General features: G+C 53.5%; 25 protein-coding genes. 14 read left to right on the top strand and 11 right to left on the bottom strand.

Features of this window, described 5'->3' with window-relative positions:
• Positions 1-48: 48 nt before the first annotated feature.
• A complete protein-coding gene (locus H8B13_RS15090; protein ID WP_187311660.1) occupies positions 49-633 on the bottom strand; it encodes a hypothetical protein in 585 nt (194 codons plus the stop codon).
• Complete coding sequence (gene gpmI, locus H8B13_RS15085; RefSeq protein WP_187311659.1) at positions 626-2,176, bottom strand: 2,3-bisphosphoglycerate-independent phosphoglycerate mutase; 1,551 nt, start codon at positions 2,174-2,176, stop codon at positions 626-628. Before gpmI ends, H8B13_RS15090 begins: the two co-directional genes overlap by 8 nt.
• Here gpmI and H8B13_RS15080 point away from each other — a divergent pair.
• From H8B13_RS15080 to H8B13_RS15050, 7 genes are all read left to right on the top strand, one after another.
• A complete protein-coding gene (locus H8B13_RS15080; protein WP_187311658.1) occupies positions 2,126-2,731 on the top strand; it encodes a DUF4783 domain-containing protein in 606 nt (201 codons plus the stop codon). The two genes, gpmI and H8B13_RS15080, sit on opposite strands and share 51 nt — an antisense overlap.
• A gap of 45 nt (positions 2,732-2,776) precedes the next feature.
• Positions 2,777-3,175, top strand: coding sequence for a DUF4783 domain-containing protein (locus H8B13_RS15075; protein WP_187311657.1), 399 nt, complete (start codon positions 2,777-2,779; stop codon positions 3,173-3,175).
• 169 nt (positions 3,176-3,344) lie between these two features.
• Positions 3,345-4,205: a carboxylating nicotinate-nucleotide diphosphorylase gene (nadC, locus tag H8B13_RS15070; protein WP_187311656.1), complete on the top strand. Its 861-nt coding sequence runs from the start codon at positions 3,345-3,347 to the stop codon at positions 4,203-4,205.
• A gap of 87 nt (positions 4,206-4,292) precedes the next feature.
• On the top strand, positions 4,293-4,916 hold the full coding sequence (locus H8B13_RS15065) for a hypothetical protein (protein WP_187311655.1): 624 nt from the start codon (positions 4,293-4,295) through the stop codon (positions 4,914-4,916).
• A gap of 126 nt (positions 4,917-5,042) precedes the next feature.
• Entirely contained in the window at positions 5,043-5,417 is a 375-nt protein-coding gene (locus H8B13_RS15060) for a hypothetical protein (protein ID WP_187311654.1), read from the top strand.
• A 243-nt stretch (positions 5,418-5,660) separates the two neighbouring features.
• A complete protein-coding gene (locus H8B13_RS15055; protein WP_187311653.1) occupies positions 5,661-6,401 on the top strand; it encodes a class I SAM-dependent methyltransferase in 741 nt (246 codons plus the stop codon).
• 80 nt (positions 6,402-6,481) lie between these two features.
• Positions 6,482-7,219, top strand: a complete 738-nt coding sequence (locus H8B13_RS15050; RefSeq protein WP_187311652.1) for a ZIP family metal transporter — start codon at positions 6,482-6,484, stop codon at positions 7,217-7,219.
• Between the two features lie 18 nt (positions 7,220-7,237).
• Here H8B13_RS15050 and H8B13_RS15045 read toward each other — a convergent pair whose 3' ends face one another.
• The 3 genes from H8B13_RS15045 to H8B13_RS15035 all read right to left on the bottom strand — a co-directional run bounded on the left by H8B13_RS15045 (position 7,238) and on the right by H8B13_RS15035 (position 9,009).
• Positions 7,238-7,561, bottom strand: a complete 324-nt coding sequence (locus H8B13_RS15045) for a chaperone modulator CbpM (protein ID WP_187311651.1) — start codon at positions 7,559-7,561, stop codon at positions 7,238-7,240.
• 44 nt (positions 7,562-7,605) lie between these two features.
• On the bottom strand, positions 7,606-8,553 hold the full coding sequence (locus tag H8B13_RS15040) for a DnaJ C-terminal domain-containing protein (protein WP_187311650.1): 948 nt from the start codon (positions 8,551-8,553) through the stop codon (positions 7,606-7,608).
• Between the two features lie 117 nt (positions 8,554-8,670).
• On the bottom strand, positions 8,671-9,009 hold the full coding sequence (locus H8B13_RS15035; protein WP_187311649.1) for a DUF3140 domain-containing protein: 339 nt from the start codon (positions 9,007-9,009) through the stop codon (positions 8,671-8,673).
• 167 nt (positions 9,010-9,176) lie between these two features.
• Here H8B13_RS15035 and H8B13_RS15030 point away from each other — a divergent pair, with 167 nt between their 5' ends.
• Positions 9,177-9,590, top strand: coding sequence for a DUF6799 domain-containing protein (locus H8B13_RS15030; RefSeq protein ID WP_187311648.1), 414 nt, complete (start codon positions 9,177-9,179; stop codon positions 9,588-9,590).
• A 66-nt stretch (positions 9,591-9,656) separates the two neighbouring features.
• On the opposite strand, the gene H8B13_RS15025 is transcribed toward H8B13_RS15030, so the two are convergent.
• The 3 genes from H8B13_RS15025 to H8B13_RS15015 are packed head-to-tail and all read right to left on the bottom strand — an operon-like array spanning position 9,657 to position 11,170.
• Positions 9,657-9,851: a hypothetical protein gene (locus H8B13_RS15025; protein ID WP_187311647.1), complete on the bottom strand. Its 195-nt coding sequence runs from the start codon at positions 9,849-9,851 to the stop codon at positions 9,657-9,659.
• Positions 9,852-9,892: 41 nt separating this feature from the next.
• Positions 9,893-10,282 (bottom strand): septal ring lytic transglycosylase RlpA family protein, encoded by a 390-nt coding sequence (locus H8B13_RS15020; protein WP_187311646.1) that lies wholly within the window; start codon positions 10,280-10,282, stop codon positions 9,893-9,895.
• A 36-nt stretch (positions 10,283-10,318) separates the two neighbouring features.
• A complete protein-coding gene (locus tag H8B13_RS15015) occupies positions 10,319-11,170 on the bottom strand; it encodes a glycoside hydrolase family 25 protein (RefSeq protein WP_222841441.1) in 852 nt (283 codons plus the stop codon).
• Positions 11,171-11,287: 117 nt separating this feature from the next.
• Between H8B13_RS15015 and H8B13_RS15010 the strand changes: the two genes are divergently transcribed.
• Positions 11,288-11,563 (top strand): VF530 family DNA-binding protein, encoded by a 276-nt coding sequence (locus H8B13_RS15010; RefSeq protein WP_187311645.1) that lies wholly within the window; start codon positions 11,288-11,290, stop codon positions 11,561-11,563.
• A 47-nt stretch (positions 11,564-11,610) separates the two neighbouring features.
• Positions 11,611-11,934, top strand: a complete 324-nt coding sequence (locus tag H8B13_RS15005; protein WP_187311644.1) for a hypothetical protein — start codon at positions 11,611-11,613, stop codon at positions 11,932-11,934.
• An 83-nt stretch (positions 11,935-12,017) separates the two neighbouring features.
• Here H8B13_RS15005 and H8B13_RS15000 read toward each other — a convergent pair whose 3' ends face one another.
• A complete protein-coding gene (locus H8B13_RS15000; RefSeq protein WP_187311643.1) occupies positions 12,018-12,401 on the bottom strand; it encodes an Hsp20/alpha crystallin family protein in 384 nt (127 codons plus the stop codon).
• Between the two features lie 239 nt (positions 12,402-12,640).
• On the opposite strand from H8B13_RS15000, the gene H8B13_RS14995 reads away from it, so the two are divergent.
• The gene (locus H8B13_RS14995; protein WP_187311642.1) at positions 12,641-13,324 is read left to right on the top strand and encodes an alpha/beta hydrolase; all 684 of its coding nucleotides are present in this window, start codon (positions 12,641-12,643) and stop codon (positions 13,322-13,324) included.
• 61 nt (positions 13,325-13,385) lie between these two features.
• Here H8B13_RS14995 and H8B13_RS14990 read toward each other — a convergent pair whose 3' ends face one another.
• Positions 13,386-14,018, bottom strand: a complete 633-nt coding sequence (locus H8B13_RS14990) for an Hsp20/alpha crystallin family protein (RefSeq protein WP_187311641.1) — start codon at positions 14,016-14,018, stop codon at positions 13,386-13,388.
• A gap of 236 nt (positions 14,019-14,254) precedes the next feature.
• Positions 14,255-15,280, bottom strand: a complete 1,026-nt coding sequence (locus H8B13_RS14985; protein WP_222841440.1) for a Gfo/Idh/MocA family oxidoreductase — start codon at positions 15,278-15,280, stop codon at positions 14,255-14,257.
• Positions 15,281-15,903: 623 nt separating this feature from the next.
• Between H8B13_RS14985 and H8B13_RS14980 the strand changes: the two genes are divergently transcribed.
• From H8B13_RS14980 to H8B13_RS14970, 3 genes are all read left to right on the top strand, one after another.
• A complete protein-coding gene (locus tag H8B13_RS14980; RefSeq protein WP_187311639.1) occupies positions 15,904-17,508 on the top strand; it encodes a family 43 glycosylhydrolase in 1,605 nt (534 codons plus the stop codon).
• 247 nt (positions 17,509-17,755) lie between these two features.
• On the top strand, positions 17,756-18,262 hold the full coding sequence (locus H8B13_RS14975; RefSeq protein WP_187311638.1) for a GNAT family N-acetyltransferase: 507 nt from the start codon (positions 17,756-17,758) through the stop codon (positions 18,260-18,262).
• A gap of 366 nt (positions 18,263-18,628) precedes the next feature.
• Complete coding sequence (locus H8B13_RS14970; protein WP_261990404.1) at positions 18,629-19,975, top strand: DNA/RNA non-specific endonuclease; 1,347 nt, start codon at positions 18,629-18,631, stop codon at positions 19,973-19,975.
• Positions 19,976-20,090: the final 115 nt, after the last annotated feature.

The following is a 20,090-nucleotide window of genomic DNA, read 5'->3' as shown; positions in this document are numbered from 1 at the left end:
TGCGCGTAAAGCCACTGAAAGCCAACGCTCAAATTTTGCCTCCCCGCACTAATTCAGTACACGTCCGGCCGCCGAATAGCGCAACGTATCGAACAGCACCAGCTTTTGCACGCCTTTCACCTGATAGTCCAATAAGTGCCCATCGGTGGTATGCATCACCACGCGCTTCTGCGAGAAGAACAGCGGATTATCCTGAGTAAGGGTGGCCGTAATTTCCCGGGCCACTGCTGGAGTGGCAACGGCCGACAGAACCGTGATGCGCTCCACAGAGTTGTCAATGCCAGTTTTGCGGCTATAAGTGCGCAGCAGCGTGTCGCCCTTGGCCGCCGAATCGACGGCATAGGCACCGCGCAGCGCTGGCTTGTTGATATCCGTCTGGTAAAAGATCTGAAGCTCCTTGCTCCAATCTACTTCGGGCACACGCGTCGTCTCCATTTGCCCCCCACGTAACTCCACGCGCTTTTCCACGGCTGGATTGCGCCGTGTTAGCTCCTGCGTTTGGGCATCCAGAAAACCCTTGATATCGAAATACATGGGTTTGCGAGTCTCCTTCGCCGGAGCCGGGCCCACCGCTTCCGATCCACAAGCCGAAACTAGCGCAAGTAACCCCAGCAGCCAGCAAGCCTTATGCATTCGCAGTACTTGTGGCAGCAGGTTGCAGCAGCGATTGTCCGGTCATTACGGCCGGTTGCGGAATGCCCATCAGAGCCAACACCGTAGGCGCAATGTCGCCGAGCTTGCCATCGGCCAACGTACCACGGTACGTTGTATCTGCCAGGATGCAGGGGACTAAATTGGTGGTGTGCGCCGTATTGGGAGTGCCGTCGGGGTTAATCATCATGTCGGCATTGCCGTGGTCAGCAATTATGATGCAGGCGTAGTCACTGGCTAACGCAGCCTCTACTACATCTTTAGTGCATGCATCTACGGTTTCTACCGCTTTCACTGCCGCCGCAAATACGCCAGTGTGGCCCACCATATCAGGATTGGCGAAGTTGAGCACTACAAAATCGGCTGATCGGGCCTGCATTTCCGGCACCAGGGCGTCGCGCAGGTCATAGGCGCTCATCTCCGGTTGCAGGTCGTAGGTAGCTACCTTGGGGGAAGGGCGCATAATGCGCGTTTCGCCGACAAACTCCGTTTCGCGGCCCCCGGAGAAGAAAAACGTAACGTGCGGATACTTCTCTGTTTCAGCTATACGAATCTGAGTTTTGCCCATTGCGGCTAATACTTCGCCCAACGTGTTATCCAGATTATCCTTCTCAAAAATGGGCGTTACGCCCGTAAAAGTAGCGTCGTAGTTGGTGAGGGTAAGGTAATGCAGGTTGAGCCGGTGCATGTTGAAGGCATGGAAGTCCTGCTGGGTAAGCGCCAGCGTAATTTCCCGGCCCCGGTCGGTGCGGAAATTAAAGCAGATAACGACATCACCTTCCTGAATAGTGGCAATAGGCTGACCATCGGCGCCTACTTTCACAATGGGCATAAGGAACTCATCTGTCACGCCCTCCTTATAGGAGTCGAGCATGCTCTGAATCAGGTTTTGCGACGGTGTGCCTTTGCCGTTTACCAGCAAGTCGTACGCTACTTTAATCCGCTCCCAGCGGTTGTCGCGGTCCATAGCGTAGTAGCGCCCTACAATGGTGGCAATCTTGGCGCTATTCCGCTCCAAGTGCTTCTCCAGGTCATTAACGTAGTTTACACCGCCTTTCGGATCCGTGTCACGACCGTCGGTGAAGGCGTGAATAAACACTTTGTGGACATCGGCGTCATGAGCCAGGGTGCAAAGGGCTTTCAGGTGCTCGATATGCGAGTGCACGCCCCCATCGGATAGCAGACCCATAAAGTGCAGATTCTTGCCATTGGTGCGCGCGTACTCAAACGCCTTTTCCAGCGCGGGAATGGTGCCCAGCTTTCGCTCCCGGATAGCTTTATTGATCCGCACTAAGTCCTGATAAACCACGCGGCCGGCCCCAATATTCATGTGGCCTACTTCCGAGTTGCCCATTTGCCCATCGGGCAAACCTACAGCCTCGCCTGAGGCCTGAAGACGACTGTGCGGAAAACGTTGAAAAAGGGAATCAACGAACGGAGTTCGAGCGGCATCAATGGCCGAAACAGCTTTGTTTTGAGCCAGACCCCAGCCATCCAGAATAACGAGCAACACCTGTTTGTTCATGCCTGCAAAGATACGGATAGCGACCTTAACCCTATATTGTGTTCTTCCAGGATCTTTTCAATTAACTTAGGACTGGTGCAAATTAGTGGGGGAATAAATCAATTTGTTGTCTCTTGGCATAGTTTTGGAGTTAACTCTTTCGTACTTTTCCTGTATATGAAACGCAAAGTCTTTCGGGCTTGCCTGCTAGTTTGGCTAGGACTACTTTCTGTAGCTAGCTATGCACAAAGCGAAGCCTTTGGGGCCGTAAAAGGCGCCATTCGCAATGGTTCGGCCCAAGAATTAGCCCCTTATTTAGGTCCGAAAGTGGAATTAGGTTATGATGGCGATAAGAAAAGCTACAGTGCTGCTGAAGCCGAATCAGCCCTCAAAGCTTTTTTCACTAAAAACCCTCCAACCGCTTTTGAATTTATTCATCAGGGAAGCAGTAATGAGGGAACAAAGTATGCCATCGGTAAATACACAGGCAAAGCGGGTACATACCGCGTGTTTGTGAAGATGAAGCCCGGTAGTGGTTCACCCACCATCGACACGATTGACTTCACTCAGGAATAACGGTCGGGCAACCGGCATAGTATAGCCAGACAAAGAATTTTTTATATGAAACGAATACTACTCCAGTTCTGCGCCATTCTGTGGTTTGCTTTGCTGGCTGTTGGAGTACAAGCGCAAGGAGAGTCACTGGGGGCTGTCAAGGGGGCAATTCGTAATGGCTCGGCCCGCGACCTTTCCCAATTCTTTGGTCCTACTGTAGAGCTTGCCTTCGATGGTGACAAGCAAAGCTATAGTGCTACCCAAGCGGAGTTTGTGATGAAGGATTTTTTCGCCAAGAACTCGCCGGCCAGCTTTGAGTACGATCACCAAAAGACCAGCGCAGAGAGCATCCAATACGCTGCTGGTAAATACATTGGTAAAACAGGTTCTTACCAAGTGTTTGTGCAAATGAAGCCGATCGGTGGTGCTTTAGTTATTGACTCCATCAATTTCACAAAAGAGTAAAAGCATAGGCAGACGCCCTGACTACTAAGCTCTAGCTATGCATTTCAAGCCCAGCATCCGACCGATGCTGGGTTTTATGCTTTAGTACGAGTTTACCAGTTTACAGCGGACATATACGAAGAGAGGTTAGAGCAGAGGCTTTGTCAGGTGCTTTTTCTATTTTTGCACCGTGCAAAACGCTCCCTACCTCACCCCTGAAGCCATATCCACGTTTATTCGCACGGCCCTGGCCGAAGATGTGGGCGACGGCGACCATTCTTCTCTCGCTTCCATCCCGGCGGATGCTCAGAATCGGGCGCATTTATTAGTGAAAGATGAAGGTGTGCTGGCTGGTGTCGCCTTGGCGCACCACATTTTCCGCGCCGTCGATCCTGACCTGCGGGTAGAGGAGCTGCTGAGCGATGGGGCCCGCGTTCAGAATGGGAATATCGCTTTTCGGGTGGAAGGACGCTCACAGAGTATTCTGACGGCTGAGCGGCTGGTGCTCAATTGTATGCAGCGCATGAGCGGCATTGCCACCCACACGGCGCATCTGACCAGCCTGCTAACTGGCACCCGCGCCCAGCTACTCGATACGCGCAAAACCACTCCTAATTTTCGACTGTGTGAGAAATGGGCTGTCCTGATTGGTGGAGGTGTAAACCACCGCTACGGCCTGTTTGACCAGATTATCCTGAAGGATAACCACGTTGACTACGCCGGCGGGATTCGGGAGGCTATTGAAGCGACGCATGCTTATCTAAAGCGCACAGGTCGTCAGTTACCCATTGAAATAGAAACCCGTACCCTCGCCGAAGTACAGGAAGCACTTGATACGGGCGGCATCGACCGTATTATGCTCGATAATATGCCCCCCAGTCAGCTGCGAGAGGCTGTAACGCTTATCGGGGGGCGTTTTCCTACCGAAGCGTCGGGTGGCATTACGGAGGATACGATTGCCACAGTGGCCGCAACGGGCGTCGACTTTATTTCCGTTGGGGCACTTACTCACTCACTCAAAAGCCTGGACTTAAGTCTTAAAGCGTACTAAGTGGTTGTCGGAGCTGCGCATGGCCAGTAGCCAGAGCAGCCACCCGTAGGTTAGCCATTTACTCATTTAGCAATTCCAATTACTCTAATGCAGCAACCAAATCAACGGGGCTTCCGTCAGGCGCAAGGAGCCGCGCCGCTGGCCATCCGTACTAAAAAATACCAGCTGAACACCAACACCTACACCCGCATGGCCATGGCACAAGTGTGGAAAAAAGAGTGGTGGTACGCGCTTATTCCGTTGGCCATTGGGCTGTTTCCGGCCCTCATCTGGCCTTCTTGGTGGTGGATAGGTCTGGCGGTGCTACTGACCGTGCTGTTTGTGCTGCTCCGCTCGGCTCAGATTACGAGCGTGACGCAGATGGAGCAAAGCAAGCCGCTTTTTGAGCGTTTTAACTATGAGATTGATCAGCGCCAGATTCTGCTTCGCCTAAATGAAAAGCAGGGCATGAACCTGAGCTGGGACATGATTGGGCGGGCCAAGCGCGATGCTGAAGGCTTCACAATGTGGCTGCGCCCCGGCGAGGCGCCCGATGAGGTGACTGGCTGGCGCCGCTGGATTGCGCGCACCTTTGATGTGCCCGTTTTCTTGCTGCTGCCCCTGCGAATTTTCAATTCGCCCAATGATATAAAGCTGTTTGATGCCATGCTGCGCCGCAAAAACCTGCTGCCCGCAGCACCAGCAGCGGCCGCTGATGCACCAGCGGCGTAACATTTGCCCCCCAGGGTCGGTAATCCGTACTTAGCTGAATGGCTTGCTGGCTGACTGTTCAGATGAAGCAGGCAGCGAGGTAGCTTTTCCAGCACTTACTCATTAAGCACATATTAGTTTAAACCCATGAATAAGAATTTGTTGCTCGCTGGCGTGGCCAGTCTCGCTTTATCAATGTCTGCTTGTAGCAGCGAACCTTCTTCCTTCCGCCCCGACAAGCAAGTGTCGTTCGACCAGGTAGCGCCGGGTTCACGTACGTCCGACAACTTCGACCAAGGCACGGCCTACGAAACCAACCAGGCAAAAGGTGCCGCTATTCCGAAGCCAGTTAGCTCGGCAGTAGAAGGTGTAGACGGCAAGCCCAAGCCTTCGGCAGAAGCCAGCATCTCGGCTAACGCCGAGGAAGCGATGCGCACCAATAGAAAAGAGGAAGCCGCCAAAATCAACGCTAAGCCCAGCCAAGCCGATACTATGGCAAATGGGAGTGAGATTCAGCGCTAAGCTTTTAAGAAGCTTTCATTTAGCGACTTAGCAATAGCCGCCGTTGGCATCGTGCCAACGGCGGCTATTGCTTTACCTGCTGGTCTCACCTCCTGTGGGGGCAAATTTCTTGCTTACAGCAACCTGGCGGAAGGAAAGTCAGCTTAAGAAAGCTATTTTATCTGTAACATTGTTGCAAATATCTTTGCTCAATACTCCGCCTAGGCGATAATCTGGCCACAGGCTTCTCCTTTCATCCCATTCATGTTACAGCCTGCCCTTGAGTGGTTTATCAGTTGGTTTGACTCTCCTTATTACCATCTGCTGTACCGCGACCGTAATGAGGAAGAGGCGAAAGCTTTTATTGATGCTTTGCTGTCGCATCTGCGGGTTAAGCCAAATGCGAAACTGCTCGATTTGGCGTGTGGCAAAGGTCGGCACTCGATGTACCTGAGCCAGAAAGGCTATGAGGTTACTGGCGTCGATCTGTCGCCGGAGAGCATCACGTATGCGCAGCGGTTTGGGCATGAGCGCCTGCACTTTCACGTGCATGATATGCGCAACCCACTCCCGTTTGGGGCGTTCGATTTCATCTTTAACCTGTTTACCAGCTTTGGCTATTTCGCTCAGGAAACGGAAAACATCGTGGCGCTGCGCTTCGCGGCGGATGCCTTGCGGCCGGGGGGCAAAATGGTGATTGATTTCATGAATACGGAGCGCACGTTGCGCGAACTGGTACTCGAGGAAGAGAAAACCGTTAGCGGTATCACCTTTCACATCAGCCGCCGTCTCGACGATGGGTTTATCGTCAAAACGATTCGCTTCCAGGATGCGCTGGGGCAAGAGCAGCAATTCGAGGAGCGGGTTCGGGCACTGAGCCGGGACAACTTTGAGGAGTATTTTCAGATGGCCGGTCTGCGCTTAGCCGAAGTGCTAGGCGACTATCAGCTAGGCTCGTACAACGAAGCGCTCAGCCCCCGCATGATCTTTATAGTAAAGAAATAAAGTTGATGAACCGATAACAGGCGAGCTTATTCTGCTTGGTTATCAGCGCCATCACTGCCTACCTAATTAACACAGTACCCATGTGGATTGCCGTTCTGCTACTATTTTTAACCGTGTTGGGCGCGGGTCTGCTCACTCGCCTGCTGCCCACGGCCCGCACTACGTGGATAAAGCCTTTGCTGGCTTTTAGTGGAGCTTACCTCTTTACGCTTACCATTACTCACCTGCTGCCTGAGGCTTTATTGCTGGTGCCCAACGATGAGATGCACCGTATCGGCTACTATGTACTGGGGGGCTTTTTTGGGCAACTTTTATTGGAGGTTTTCTCGCAGGGCGTCGAGCATGGCCACATTCACCACAATACGGCGCATGATGGGCAGGTACCATTTCTGCTCTTGTTCTCGCTGGTAATCCACTCTTTTCTGGAAGGCAGCATCCTGGTTAAGCAACCGGAAGCCACACCTAGCAACGAGAACTTTTATGCTATTCTGGGGGGCGTAGCCCTACACCACATTCCGGCCGCTTTTGCCCTGATGGCGGCGTTGCTGTTGCGCCTACACAGTTTTAAGCGGGCACTGCCATATCTGGTGCTGTTTGCGCTGGCCGCGCCCATCGGCATTGTAGTAAGCAACTACGTGGTGCTAGAGGAGCTGATGACCGGCGGCTTATATGCCGCGCTGCTGGGCTTAGTGGCGGGTAATTTTCTACATGTGTCGACCACCATTCTTTTTGAAACCAGCCCTGAGCACCGTCTCAATTGGCCCAAACTTGGTGCTACGCTCGCCGGCCTGCTGTTGGCGCTGGCCATCGACGTCTAGCTAGAGCAGTAACGGCCGCTATAGATCCAGCAGCGGGCCGGATTTGTGCAGAAAATACTCCAGCTGCGCGACGCGGGCGCGCTGCTGGGCTAGCTCGGCCTGGAGGTTCAGCAGTCGCTCACGCATAGCCAATACAATGTCGATGCCTTCCGCGCTCAGGCCCAGCTCATGGTGCAATCGGGCCAGTCGGGCCAGGTCGTCGGGCTCGGCGCGGAGCGTATCGGGCGTATCAGCCGGATGCAGCAGGCCTAGGTCTACAAACTCCTGAAGGTCAGGCTCACTCAGGCCGTAGCGGATGGCGCAGTCGTGGAAGGTAATAGTGATGATGGACGACGTTTCCATAGCAGATAGTAAATAGCGGGTGGTAACGGCAAATGGGTATTATATCATGACGCTTCGCCCCGAAGCTGAGCCAGCTGCCGAAACAACTCCTTTTCTTTATCCGTGAGGTGCTGAGGCAAAGTCAGATCCAGCCGCAGGTACAAATCGCCGAACTGGCCGGGCTGCTTATAAATGGGAAAGCCTTTGCCCCGCAGACGCAGGCGCGTGCCGTTCTGTGTTTCAGGCTTCACATTAATCTTAACCGGCCCCGACAGCGTATCGACTACCTGCTGACCACCAAGCAGCGCGGTATAAATGCTCACCGGCACATCCAGCGTCAGGTCGGCGCCGGTGCGGGTGTAGCGCGGGTCGGGGGCTATGCGGAACGTAATGTAGAGCGAGCCGGCCGGGCCGCCGTTGCGGCCGGGCGCACCCTGGTCGCGCAACCGGATGGTCTGGCCATCTTCTACGCCGGGCTGAATGTTGATGCGCAGCTTTTTGCCATTGACGGTGAGCGTACGTGGGCCGCCTTCGTAAGCCTCGGCCAAGGTCAATTCCAACTCAGCCTGATAGTCCTGGCCGGCGCTGGCTCGCGCAGAATGCCCCCCAGCGCGGCCTTCGCCCCCCATACCGCCAAAAATGGAGCTAAAGAAATCGGAGAAGTCGGCGTTGCCAAATGGGTCGCCTCCACCGGCCTGCCCGTAGCCGCCATAGCCACCGGGCTGCCCATACTGCGACCAGTCAAAGCCACCCCCACCGGCGCGGCCCGCGCCGGCAGTTTGTTGGTAGCGCTGCCAGTCGGCACCTAGCTGGTCGTATTTGCGGCGCTTCTCCTCATCGCTAAGCACTTCATTGGCTTCGTTGATCTCCTTAAACTTGCGCTCCGCCTCCGCATTGTTCGGATTTACGTCGGGATGGTACTGACGGGCCAGCTTGCGGTACGCCTTCTTGATCTGGTCGGTAGTAGCCGATTTATCCAATCCCAGCGATTTGTAATAATCCTTGTAGTCCACTTCGTGTGTTGGTGAAGGTTGAGTGCTGAATTTTAACTGAATAGGCTACTTCGGCTCTTAGATGTCAACTTACGAACGCCGGCAGCCTGATGTAGTATTCAACTTACAGCAAGCCGCTTACTTTTTCAGCGGATCGTGACCCCAGTTCATCAACGAATAGCGCCAACGTGAGTGCTCCACGTCTTTTTCTGGCCCTTGAGCCAGATGCCTACTAATGTACGAGTGAACCTTGTGCATGTGGGCTTCATCGGCCTCCGTCATATCTGCTTTTTTCTTGTTCAGGATCTCAATAATACGCTCGCCCGACTTATGGCCGATGCTGGTGCCGTCGCCGCTGTCCTGGCCCACCGAGTTGGATTCCTCCGTGCCAAGCCATTTTTTTAGCTCGGTTGCGGTCATATTCACTTGCGCCTTAAAATCGGCGTAAATATTGTTTGATGCTTTATCGGCCGCCATATGAACTGCTGATTTAGAGGATGAAAGAAGGTGCCACTGATGTGGCTATTTTTCTTTTCTAACGCGCTTGGCTTACGGTGGGTTGCTGGCTTGTATTGGTGCACACCCAGCGGTTGCCTCTTGAATTCGCTTTACTTATATCTCCCACTCTCCATCCCTCTTTTCTCATGAAATTACGTGGTATCGTGCTTCTGGCTTTCGCCTTAACTACCAGTGCTGTAGCCGCTTCGGCTCAAACAAAAATGCCCCCCCGCAAGGCTGCAACACCTCGTCCGAAGCCAGTAGCGCCCGGCGTGGCTACTATGAAGGATGGCGTGATGATGAAGGAAGGCAAAGTGCTAGTGACCCAAATGGGGCGTACTACACCGCTGACGCAGGAAATGAGCCTTATCAATGGCACCAAAATAACGCCGACCGGCACGATAACTACGCCTGCCGGCGTGAGCACTCAGCTGACGGAGGGCGATATTGTTTCGCTGAGTGGCCGTATTACCACTAGTGCTCAAAAAGCAGCGCAAGACAGCCTTCTCCTCGTTAAAAAGGAGGACCTCAAGAATAAAGGCAAGAAAAAGAAACGCTAGGCTTAGTCTACTAATCCACACAGTCGGGCGGCTCAGACCAGTAGGGTTGGAGCCGCCCGACTGTGTTTAGACCTGGGTGTAGTCCAGCAAAATCAGCGTGGCCTCGTCATCGTCGCGGGCTTCTACTACCTCGTCCATCACGTATTGGATTTCCGCATCGGTCCAAGCCTGGGCTTCGGCGGCTTTCACAAACGCAGCCAGCGCTACAAAGCGACTTGATGCAGCAGGTACAGTCCAGCGTACTTTTTTGCGAATTCTCATGCGAGACAAATAGAAATATTCAGGTAAAAAAGCCCCCCAGCTTAGCGTGAGGGTGCTGTCTTTACCACTTTCACCTTTACTGGAACCACCCCAGCGTCAATCAAGTCAATTTTGCGGGCGGCTTTGCGCGACAAGTCAATGATGCGGCCTTTCACGTGCGGTCCGCGGTCCGTCACGGTTACTTTCACTGAGCGGTTGTTGCGCGTGTTGGTTACGCGCACCACCGTACCGAAAGGGAGCGTGTTGTGGGCGGCCGTCATCCTGTTGGGACGATATACCGTGCCGCTAGCCGTTTTGCGGCCATTAAATTTGTTGGCGTAATACGAGCCCTGCCCGCTCTGGGTGAACGTATTAGCGCCACCGGCGCAGGCGCTCAGCAGCCACGGTAAGCTTAGCAGCCAGCAAAAACGACGAAAGGAAAAGCGAGGCATAAGCAAATATAAATGACACAAAGCTGGAGCTTACACTCACTCCGGCTTTTCGGGAATGCGCATGGCAAGCAGCATGGCAAAGTTTCCCTGAAATACGTTGAAATCGACCGGGCCGCGAATACCTGGCACGTGCGATTCGTCGCTGTGCTGCCAGATAATCCATTTGTCGCGGGGCAGGAGGGGCTTTTCCACTTCGTAATGAGCCAGCCACAAGGGATACTTATCGAAGTGACCAGCTAGGTGCCGCTTGTAGAAATTGTAGTTGGTATACAGAATAGGGCGCACACCGTAGTGCCGCTCTATCAGGCGCAGCCAGGTGGCTACGTTGCGCCGCATCACGGCCACGTCGTGAAATTTGGGATCTTCCACATCGAGCACGGGGGGCAAATCGCCAGCCTTTAGGGGCACGTTGCGTACAAAAAGATCAGCTTGCTGGGCGCCGTCGTAGTTGGGCTGAAAGTAATGATAAGCCCCACGGTAAACGCCCGCGGCCCGCGCTTCGCGCCAGTTGCGCTGGAAACGAGCATCGCGCAGGGTAATGCCCTCAGTGGCTTTAATGAAGGCAAAACGCACCTGGTGTTCTGCCACTTCCGGCCAATCGATGCGGCCCTGATACGATGATACATCAATACCATGAACCGTGTAACCGGTAAGCAGGGGCGTTTTCTCGCGGCCCGTCAGCTGATGAGCCGTATACTTAGCATACGTCAGCCGTGCATAGCGGTTGATCTGCCGCCAGTTGCGCCCGTAAAAAACTAGCGCCGCCAGCAGCAACCCCAAGCTGATCAGCAGGGGCAAACGCCACCGAGAAGCGGCGGAGCGGCGGGGAGCAGTAGGGCGTGGTCGGGGTCGGTTCATCAGCGTGGCCATCACAAAGGTAACGCACATACCTGCCTGGCTCGTACCTAAGCTAGTGGTTCCGGCACAGAAAAAGCCCCCCACCCACCACAGGTTGCTTATCAATGACTGCTTTTCCCGACCTTTCGCTTCTTAACGCTCCGCCACATGGCTACTTCCAACCTTTCCGACGCCCGCGATGAATCGGGCCACCTCATCCGTGAGCTACACGGCATCACCCTGGCCCAGATTCTGGAATACCTGGTGGCGCATTATGGCTGGCCCGGTTTGGATGAGCGCATTCATATCAATTGCTTCGCCGTCAATCCCAGCATCAAATCCAGCTTGGTATTTTTGCGCCGCACACCTTGGGCCCGCACCAAAGTGGAAGAGCTTTACATCAAGACACGAAGTCAGGAGGTTTTGAGCAAGAAAACCAAGTGAAGTAAGACCGGGGGGCAATTATTCATCTAGCGCTTTTAAAGTAAACAATGGCTGACGTTTCGCAGAAATCGAGTTCTCAGGCGCTGTTGATTGGCTTCGTGTGCTTTGTGGTGTTTGAAACCGTGACGTACTATGTCTTGCGTTTCGCTACCTCCGGCCTAGGCATGAGCGACCAGATGCAGCCCGAGAATACCATCGTCAGCAATTGGGTGAAAACCGTAGTATTCCTGCTGCTGCACTTGCTAGTAATAGTAATAGCGGTGCTGGTGCTCAGCAACCGGCTGCCGCGCCGGTATCGGGGGCAGGTGATGGGCTGGTTTTATCTGGCGCTTGTTACCGGGTTTATGCTGCTGATACCTCTTTTTGATTAGCACAAAAAAGCCACTGCGGTTAAGCAGTGGCTTCAGTGAAAAGGTGTCGGTCGGTCCCGACGTTATAAGCAACTAAGCGGAGCCTAGCGCAATTTGATATCGATTTCGCGGCGACGGCTCGCCGAATCTTGATAGGGAATGCGGACGCGCAGCTCGTTTTCCTCGTGCACAGCATCAATGCGGTCGAGGTCGAGGTTAGCGGGCAAATCCAGCGTTTGAGCAAACAGCGGAGCGCTCATTTTGTCATCCTCCTCGTGTCGGTAGTCGCAGTACACGGTCAGACGGTTGTTATCGAGCAATACGTGGAAGTTCTCGGGGCGCACCGAAGGCGCCGCCACCCGCACTACCACACCCTTCGCCACCTTATCGACGCGCAGCTGCGCCTGGGCCGTGCCACCGCCCAACGTGTTGAGCAGGTTAAGCTGGGGGGCAATATTGCGAATGAATTCTTGGCTTATCAACTTCATGGTCAGGTCTCTTTCTTGATTGTGATGGGGTTATTTCAAACGATGTACCAACGTCTATTATGCGCCACCAACGCCGGGTTTCGGCCAGATTGGCGCCTTAGAAGCCGTCTGAAACCTGTTTAAACGGCCATAGTGACAGGTAATAGTGCGGTGCCTAAGCACAACTTTGGGTGCCTCCCAACCATGGCTCGCGTTGCTTCCGTATAGAATACTTTGTCGTACTGCCCCTGTTAGACTATATGCAGCTCCAAACGTTTAATACGACGCGCACCGCCCGCTACTATTGCGTGGGCGAACCCGGCCCGACGATTCGTCACGTCTGGTTTTGCCTGCACGGCGAAGGCCAATCCGTTGCCGATTTTGCTGCCCAGCTTGTTAACCTCGTGACGCCCGAGCGCCTGCTGATTCTGCCCGAAGCTCTCTCACGCTACACCTTGCCGCCCGCTCCCGATGGCACGCTGAGTACGGGCGCTACGTGGTTTGCCGCCTCCGACTTGTTGCCCGACCTCGCCGACCTCACCAATTACCTCGATTCCCTGGCCGAAACGATACTGGCCGCTTGTCCGCCTGATACCACCGTTACGGTACTGGGCTACGGGCACGGTGGGGCGGCCGCCTGTCGCTGGCTGGCTAGTAACCGTATCAACTATGAACGCCTGATTCTGTACGCCGCCATCTTCCCACCCGAAATTGACCGTCGCGCCACCCTTGTTGGCCTACCCGATCGGCCAGTAAATGTGGTAGCCACCACCGTGGACATGTACACGCCTGAAGCCGCCGGCGAAGGCCTTGTGCAGGATTTGCTTGATGTGGGCCTTACGGCGCAGCTGAGCTACGTGGCGGAAGATGGCCTTACGCTGGCAGCTCTGGGCGCTGGCGCCGAGACTATAAACTATGAACCGAATCCTAACCCTACAGAATAAAAAAGCCCCCTGAAGTAATCAGGGGGCTTTTTTCGTGAACTGATTATTGCTGAGAACTTACTTAGGCATTCCGCTTGCCAGAACTCTGGGCTTCCGCCGAGTCGCTATACGACGATCCATCGGCTTGGCCTTGATCCTGCTGCATATTGTATCTGTCATTGCTAGACTGATTTTGTCCGTCGCCCGACTGCACAGAGATGTCGCTGGCTTGCTGGCCCATACGCTCCGACATCTGGCCGCTGCCTATATTTTGCCCCCCACGAATATTGATTTGGTGACGCATGGTTTTCTGGGTGTCTTTCGGCACCATTACCCGCAGCACCCCATCCTCAAATGATGCTTCTATTTGGCTGGGGTCTACGGTATCAGGCATTTGGAAGGACCGCTGAAACGACCCATAGGAACTCTCCACGAGGTGGTAGCGCCGGTCGTTCTGCTCATTTTTGAACTGCCGCTCGCCCGAAATAGTCAGGCGGCCCTGCTGAAAATCAACCTTAATGTCTTCGCGCTTCATACCTGGTAGCGCAGCCTCAATTTGGTAGCCACGCTCCGTTTCGTAAGCATCTACCTGGGGAGAGAAACTGGACAACCGTCCCCGAGAAGCTACGGTGTCGTTAAAAAACCGGTCTAGCATGGCACTAAAAGGTGACTGGCTCAACCCTGAAAACGAGTCCTGATATTGCTGAATAGCCATGGCGGTAACAAAGTTTGAGAGGTTAAACCATTGTTTTGAACATGAACTTTTTACCGCTCTTTTTTGCGCTAGGTTACATTAAAATATGCCTTTTTAAGCTCGTCAGGGTGTTTTTCAGTAGAATTCCTGTCAGCTCTGTGGGTTCTCACTAGTGGCCGTAAAACTACGCAGTGCAGTAGGCCACCCGTTACTCGTGACGTGAGAAGAAAGCGGCTTATTCGGGCACCTCACACTACCTATAATGTATCGTCGTTTTGCTCCAGCAACTCCATCTGCCAGCGTATCTCTTCCAGCTTAATAGGGTAAGGAATTCCATTCCGAATAGTTTGATACAAAGCCTTAAACAGCTGCATGTAGTCGCCCTTTGGGGCCGGGTAAGAATGAGTGGTAAATTGACCGTCGGCACTAGCTAACGTGAGAACACCTTCCTGGCCGGGCGCTTCCAGACCATACGCAGCATCCTGGGGGACAATTCCTTGCTGAAGTTGGGTTTCCTGCACATCGGTGCGGGCCTTGCTGAAGCTACCTTGCGTACCATGAAGCACGAAGGAGGCTTGCGGCTGCGCTACCAGCAAGCTACTGGTCAGAAATACCTGCAAGCTATTGGGATAGTGAAGGTGAAAACTGAAGTAATCCGGTACCTGCGAGCCGGGCCGAAACATGCCAGTAGTTTTGCGGCTGAAGGTGGGCTTACCAAACAAACTAATGGCCTGATCTATCAGATGCGGACCAAGGTCATACACAAGTCCGCTGCCCGGAATGGGCGTTTCCTTAAATGCTTTCGTATTTAGCGCCGTTTTGTAGCGGTCGAAGCGGAAGTGGACTTCGATGAGCTGCCCGAGCTGTCCGCTGTCAATTACCTGCTTTACGCTCTGGAAATCACTATCCCAGCGCCGGTTTTGGTAGGCCAGCACGTGCCGGTTCATGCGCTGACCAAGTTCTTCCAACTCCTTTACTTCGGCCGAAGAAGTCACCAGCGGCTTCTCAATCAATACATGCTTGCCCGCCTGTAATACCTGCCGGGCTAGATCGAAGTGCGTGTTGCTGGGCGTATTCACTACTATAAGCTCAATTTCGGGGTCAGCGAGCAGGGCTTCCACACCGTCGTAGCTAATCAGGTTCGGATAATCCTGCTGGGCCTGCTTCTGGTGGCGCTCTGTCACGGCACGCAGCACAAATCCGGGGTGAGCAGCCAAAAATGGCGCGTGAAATACCTTGCCCGACATGCCATACGCCAGCAGGCCGGTTTGAATAGAATTCATTGTCATAGTAGTAAGGTAGTAAGCATGGGCAAGCCCATAGTTAGTCGATAGCTACGATAAACGGTCTAAGCTGGCTGATTTATACTTCGTAAAGGAGAGGGAAGAATAATGATTATTAGTTAAAATAATTCTTTAATGAATGCAAAAAATAGTATAGATTATTATCTGTCTTATACACAGCATGTTAAAAATTCGGGCGTACACAGCTCGACAGCCATTATTGGCAGAATGTTTGCGAAAAAAGGTTGTAAAGCGCTATATTAGACAAGATTCGTTTTCCTATGCCGCCGCTTAGCCTTGCTGGGCGGCCGGTGAAGGAAAATCAAAATCAAGAGTTGGATTTATAAGAAAAATACAGTTGGACATCACACCTGTATTTTACCCGCAAAGAAAGTTCACTCACGCTGCCCTTCATACTTTCTGATCCTGGCGCTCCCAAGCTGATGACTACCTAAGGTTATTGGCCGCTGCAATGCACTTCCAATCTGTTTTTTCTGCTTCAAATACGCTGAGCAACCTCTCAGAGTACACATACCGCTAGTCAGGTTTGGGCCACCCGCCCGTCAAACCGTGCCTTTCCAGCGGCCGAGAGAATTTATTTCCCACCCTCTTTTTCTCTAGTTGTGTCTTTCGATCTAGAAACAGGTGCCTCTGATGCCAGTTCGCCCAGCGAATGGCCTCTTCCTTACCCCGTGGCTAGCCAGCCGGTGGTAAATACTGCGCCGCTAATTGAGGCCGCGCCCGCAGTCATCTACGATAAGCTCATTCTGCCCGGCGACTTCCCCGATCCAACGATTACCAAAATTGGTGATACGTATTGGGCCAGCGCTACTTCCGCCGAGTGGGGACCAGTTTTCCCCCTGCTAAAGTCTACGAACCTCGTTGATTGGGAAGTGGTGAGCTATGTGTTTCCGGATAGGCTGCCTGAGTGGGCCGACTCCAACTTCTGGGCGCCGGAAATCAGCCACGAAAATGGCAAAACATACATCTGCTACACCGCCCGCAAAAAAGGGAAAGGTAGACGTGGTCAGCTATGTGTAGCCATTGCCAGCGCCGACGACCCGGCCGGCCCCTACACCGACCACGGCCCGCTGATAGGTCAGCGCAAAGGCTCCATCGATGGCTTCCCGCTGCGCGATGAGAATGGCGTTCTCTATATGGTGTGGAAAGAGGATGGCAACGCCTACAAAAAGGACACTCCTATTTGGGCACAGCGCATGAACGAAAGTCGTACGGCGCTGATGGGCAAAAAAGTTGAGCTGTTCCACAACGATACTCCCTGGGAAGGCTGCCTGGTAGAAGGCTCCGCCATCGTGCGGCAGGGCGAATACTTCTACATGTTTTACGCAGGGAATGGCTGCTGCGGCAAGTGCTGCACCTACGCTACGGGTGTGGCCCGCTCCAAAAAGCTGCTAGGCCCTTGGGAAAAATGCCCCCAGAACCCCATTCTAAAGAAAAATAAAACCTGGAAATGCCCCGGCCACGGCACCGTGACGAAGTACGAAGGCCGTTGGTTTCTGCTGCACCACGCCTATTACACCGACAGCCACGAGTTTGTGGGTCGTCAGGGGTTGCTAAGCGAGTTCACCTGGAACGCCGAGGGATGGCCTGAGTTTGTGAATAACAGCCCCCAGGCCGAACCCTTGCGCGATTTGCGGGTACTGAATGTGAATGATGATTTCCCTGGTAATCGCCTATCGGCCGCTTGGCAGTGGCCGGTAAACGAGCAGCCTACCGTGGGTGTCAGCGACGGTCAACTGCTGCTGACTGCTCGCCCCACGGGCATCGGAGCGGTGGTAGCGCAACGCACGTTTACGGCAACGTACAAAGCAGCCGCTACCCTTGATTATGGCGCTTTGGCGCCCAATACCTACGCGGGGTTGGCGGCTATCGGTGACCCTCAAAATGCCCTAGCGCTGGTAGCTGGTAATGGCCATTTGCAGCTGTGGCATATGAAGGGCAGTAAGCATCTGACCCTGACTGAAGTAAAACTGGAAGATTGCAAGATGCTCTGTTTGCGCCTGGAGGCATGGGGCGGCAGCCGCTTCCGCTTCGCTTTCAGCACAGATGGCGGTACTGCCTGGCAGCCCGTCGTGCTAGATAGCTTTGCCCTGAATGGCACGTATCTGCCTCCGTGGGATCGGGGCGTACGGGTAGGGCTTCTGGCTCAGGGGCCCGACACCTCCACCGTGGCCTTCGATAATTTTGCGCTGCGCAACTGCCGCTAAGAAGTAGCTTTATTATAGTTGTATCATTATCATTCTGTTACCATAAAAAAGCCCCCCAGAGCTAAGCTGGGGGGCTTTTTTATGGTAATGAAACCGACGCAGAAGATAAAGCAATTGTGCTGGGTTGCAGCTGCCAGCCGGTCGAAACTGAACGGAGGCATTTTGGGACTGTGGTTTATTTCCTGCCTGTTTTAGAAGTTATTAGTAACTACGTTTAAAGCAAAAGCCCAAACGGCTGCCCTTACTAATGCTAACCATTCGTCGCGCCACCACTACTGACCTGCCCAGTATTCTGCTGCTAATCAGCCGTGTGGTGCCGCTCATGCATGCCGCCGGCAATTATCAGTGGGAAGCGTCCTATCCTAATGAAGCGGTGTTTCGGCAGGATATTGACCGAAAACATTTATGGGTTGCCGAGTTGGGGGGCAAAATTGCTGGTGTGGCGGCCCTCACCACCGATCAGGACCCGGAGTACGCCCAAGCCGATTGGGATGCCTCGCTGCCCGCCCTCGTCACACACCGGCTGGCCGTCGATCCGGCCGCGCAAGGCCAAGGCGTAGCCGCTGCTCTGCTTCAACAGGCAGAGCAGTTAGCCATAGAGCAACAACTGCCTGTGCTGCGCGTCGATACGAATTCGGAAAACCGAGCCACCCAACAACTCTTCCCCAAATTAGGCTACCGCTTCGCCGGCGAAATTACGCTGGCATTCAGGCCTGGCTTGCGCTTTTTCTGTTACGAAAAGCAGTTAGCGTAAGCCTTCCCAAAGAATTTTTCATCGGATTTCAGGTCACTTTCAATTGGCAGTGAAGTAAGCTACTGCCATCGCGCCTCTGTGTCTAGATGGTTTCAACTGGCTGAACCGCGTCCGGCCAAGACCCTCTCTTAGTACCTTTTCACTCCAGTTAGAATATCTGCGCCTATTTAGAACTTATGGAGGAGCAAAGAGGCAAAAATTACATAAACTCTATTCATTTATATTATCCCATTATTTTTTTGTTACGAATTCAAGGAATTTATATTTTATTAATACCTAAGTTCTATTTCAATTGTACTTTTGTCACTGGGTTGCACAAGGTTGCGCAACTGGAACCTAGTCGAATGCTTTTCTCTTAGCTCGAGTATGCCAAAATTTCTACACAGTCCATTTCGCTTTTTGTTGCTGTTTTCGTGTCTGGCTTTCCAATCGGCTCCTGCCGGTCAGCAAGCGGCCAGCCTTACCGCAACTAACCCCCAGGAATCCTTCGACACTGGAACGAAGACGGATTATACTGCCGGAACGGTAGCCTTAGCTACCGGCACCTGGACGCTGACTGATGCCGTGCTCGGCAATACAGAGGCCGACCGTAAGAATGGCGCCCAGTCCGTGCGTTTGCAGCAAAACGGGAAGCTCACCATGGAGTTTTTTGTGCCCAATGGTGCCTCCACCATAAACGTACAGCACGCCATTTACGGTACCGACGCCAGCAGCAGCTGGGAGCTTTGGGCGCAGGCGCAATCGTGCAACTGCAACAAGTGGACGAAAGTGGGCAACACGGTATTTACTACCAGCAGCACACTCCAGGCCACCGCTTTCACCGTCAACATTGCCGGCAACGTCAAGTTCGAGATTCGCAAGACGTCAGGCGGGCCAAGCCGCCTGAACATCGACGACTTTGCCGTAACCGATTTCGGCGTTGTTCAGCCCTCGATTGACAACGACCACCTCGCTTTGGGCAACCCCAGCGGTGCTGTCACCGACGTCAGCTATCCTGGAAATTATCTGATGGTGAAGCCTCAGTATAAACTGAGCTACAACCGCGATCAGGGCAAGCCTAACTGGGTAAGCTGGCATCTTGATGCTTCAGATCGGGGGACTGCTCCCCGGGTAGACGTTTTTGGACCCGACCCGACTCTTCCTGAAGGCTGGTATCAGGTGCAGGCGACTAGCTATTCCGGCTCGGGCTTCGACCGCGGCCACAACTGCCCTTCCGCCGACCGCACTTCCAGCCCAGAAGATAACGCGGCGACCTTTTTTATGACCAACATGATGCCTCAGGCTCCCGGTAACAATCAAGGTCCCTGGGCAGATTTAGAGGAGTATTCCCGCTCTTTCTTGCCTAGCGCAACGAATCCTGCTGGTAATAGTGAGGTATATATTATCTGCGGTAGCTATGGTGTAGGCGGCACCGGTAGCAACGGTGGCGTAACCAATACCCTCGACCAAGGTCGCATTACCGTCCCAAATCGCACGTGGAAGGTAATTGTCGTCATTCCTATTGGCGATAATGATGTGGCCCGCATATCAGCCTCCACGCGTGTTATTGCCGTGGACATGCCCAATACGCAGTCACTTAATACTAACTGGGGCACGCATCGCACCACGGTTGACGCCATCGAAGCATCTACTGGCTATGACCTGCTCTCGGCCTTGCCTATAGAGGTACAAACAGCCATTGAATCGAAAGTTGACACTGGCCCAACTAACTAAGTCCATTCTTCCAGACCTTTTCAAAACGACATAATCGTCTATATGACAAGTTTTTATAAAACTACTGGGAAGTTTGGGCAGTTGCCGGCTTTCCTGACTTGCTTACTTTTCTTCG

The organism is Hymenobacter sp. BT188, from assembly GCF_014333585.1.
Lineage (GTDB): Bacteria > Bacteroidota > Bacteroidia > Cytophagales > Hymenobacteraceae > Hymenobacter.
The sequence above is the reverse complement of the archived record's forward strand: the minus strand, read 5'-3'. Positions and strand labels throughout refer to the sequence as shown.

What these genes read in the sequence shown, in the direction of transcription:
- H8B13_RS15015 (WP_222841441.1), bottom strand. Translation starts at nt 11,170, where the DNA reads ATGTGCGTTACCTTTGTGATGGCCACGCTGATGAACCGACCCCGACCA.
- H8B13_RS15020 (WP_187311646.1), bottom strand. Translation starts at nt 10,282, where the DNA reads ATGCCTCGCTTTTCCTTTCGTCGTTTTTGCTGGCTGCTAAGCTTACCG.
- H8B13_RS15065 (WP_187311655.1), top strand. Translation starts at nt 4,293, where the DNA reads ATGCAGCAACCAAATCAACGGGGCTTCCGTCAGGCGCAAGGAGCCGCG.
- H8B13_RS15055 (WP_187311653.1), top strand. Translation starts at nt 5,661, where the DNA reads ATGTTACAGCCTGCCCTTGAGTGGTTTATCAGTTGGTTTGACTCTCCT.
- H8B13_RS14990 (WP_187311641.1), bottom strand. Translation starts at nt 14,018, where the DNA reads ATGGCTATTCAGCAATATCAGGACTCGTTTTCAGGGTTGAGCCAGTCA.
- H8B13_RS15075 (WP_187311657.1), top strand. Translation starts at nt 2,777, where the DNA reads ATGAAACGAATACTACTCCAGTTCTGCGCCATTCTGTGGTTTGCTTTG.
- H8B13_RS15090 (WP_187311660.1), bottom strand. Translation starts at nt 633, where the DNA reads ATGCATAAGGCTTGCTGGCTGCTGGGGTTACTTGCGCTAGTTTCGGCT.
- H8B13_RS15005 (WP_187311644.1), top strand. Translation starts at nt 11,611, where the DNA reads ATGGCTGACGTTTCGCAGAAATCGAGTTCTCAGGCGCTGTTGATTGGC.
- H8B13_RS15060 (WP_187311654.1), top strand. Translation starts at nt 5,043, where the DNA reads ATGAATAAGAATTTGTTGCTCGCTGGCGTGGCCAGTCTCGCTTTATCA.
- H8B13_RS15050 (WP_187311652.1), top strand. Translation starts at nt 6,482, where the DNA reads ATGTGGATTGCCGTTCTGCTACTATTTTTAACCGTGTTGGGCGCGGGT.
- H8B13_RS14970 (WP_261990404.1), top strand. Translation starts at nt 18,629, where the DNA reads ATGCCAAAATTTCTACACAGTCCATTTCGCTTTTTGTTGCTGTTTTCG.
- H8B13_RS15045 (WP_187311651.1), bottom strand. Translation starts at nt 7,561, where the DNA reads ATGGAAACGTCGTCCATCATCACTATTACCTTCCACGACTGCGCCATC.
- H8B13_RS14995 (WP_187311642.1), top strand. Translation starts at nt 12,641, where the DNA reads ATGCAGCTCCAAACGTTTAATACGACGCGCACCGCCCGCTACTATTGC.
- H8B13_RS14975 (WP_187311638.1), top strand. Translation starts at nt 17,756, where the DNA reads ATGCTAACCATTCGTCGCGCCACCACTACTGACCTGCCCAGTATTCTG.
- H8B13_RS15030 (WP_187311648.1), top strand. Translation starts at nt 9,177, where the DNA reads ATGAAATTACGTGGTATCGTGCTTCTGGCTTTCGCCTTAACTACCAGT.
- H8B13_RS15010 (WP_187311645.1), top strand. Translation starts at nt 11,288, where the DNA reads ATGGCTACTTCCAACCTTTCCGACGCCCGCGATGAATCGGGCCACCTC.
- gpmI (WP_187311659.1), bottom strand. Translation starts at nt 2,176, where the DNA reads ATGAACAAACAGGTGTTGCTCGTTATTCTGGATGGCTGGGGTCTGGCT.
- H8B13_RS15035 (WP_187311649.1), bottom strand. Translation starts at nt 9,009, where the DNA reads ATGGCGGCCGATAAAGCATCAAACAATATTTACGCCGATTTTAAGGCG.
- H8B13_RS15000 (WP_187311643.1), bottom strand. Translation starts at nt 12,401, where the DNA reads ATGAAGTTGATAAGCCAAGAATTCATTCGCAATATTGCCCCCCAGCTT.
- H8B13_RS15025 (WP_187311647.1), bottom strand. Translation starts at nt 9,851, where the DNA reads ATGAGAATTCGCAAAAAAGTACGCTGGACTGTACCTGCTGCATCAAGT.
- H8B13_RS14985 (WP_222841440.1), bottom strand. Translation starts at nt 15,280, where the DNA reads ATGAATTCTATTCAAACCGGCCTGCTGGCGTATGGCATGTCGGGCAAG.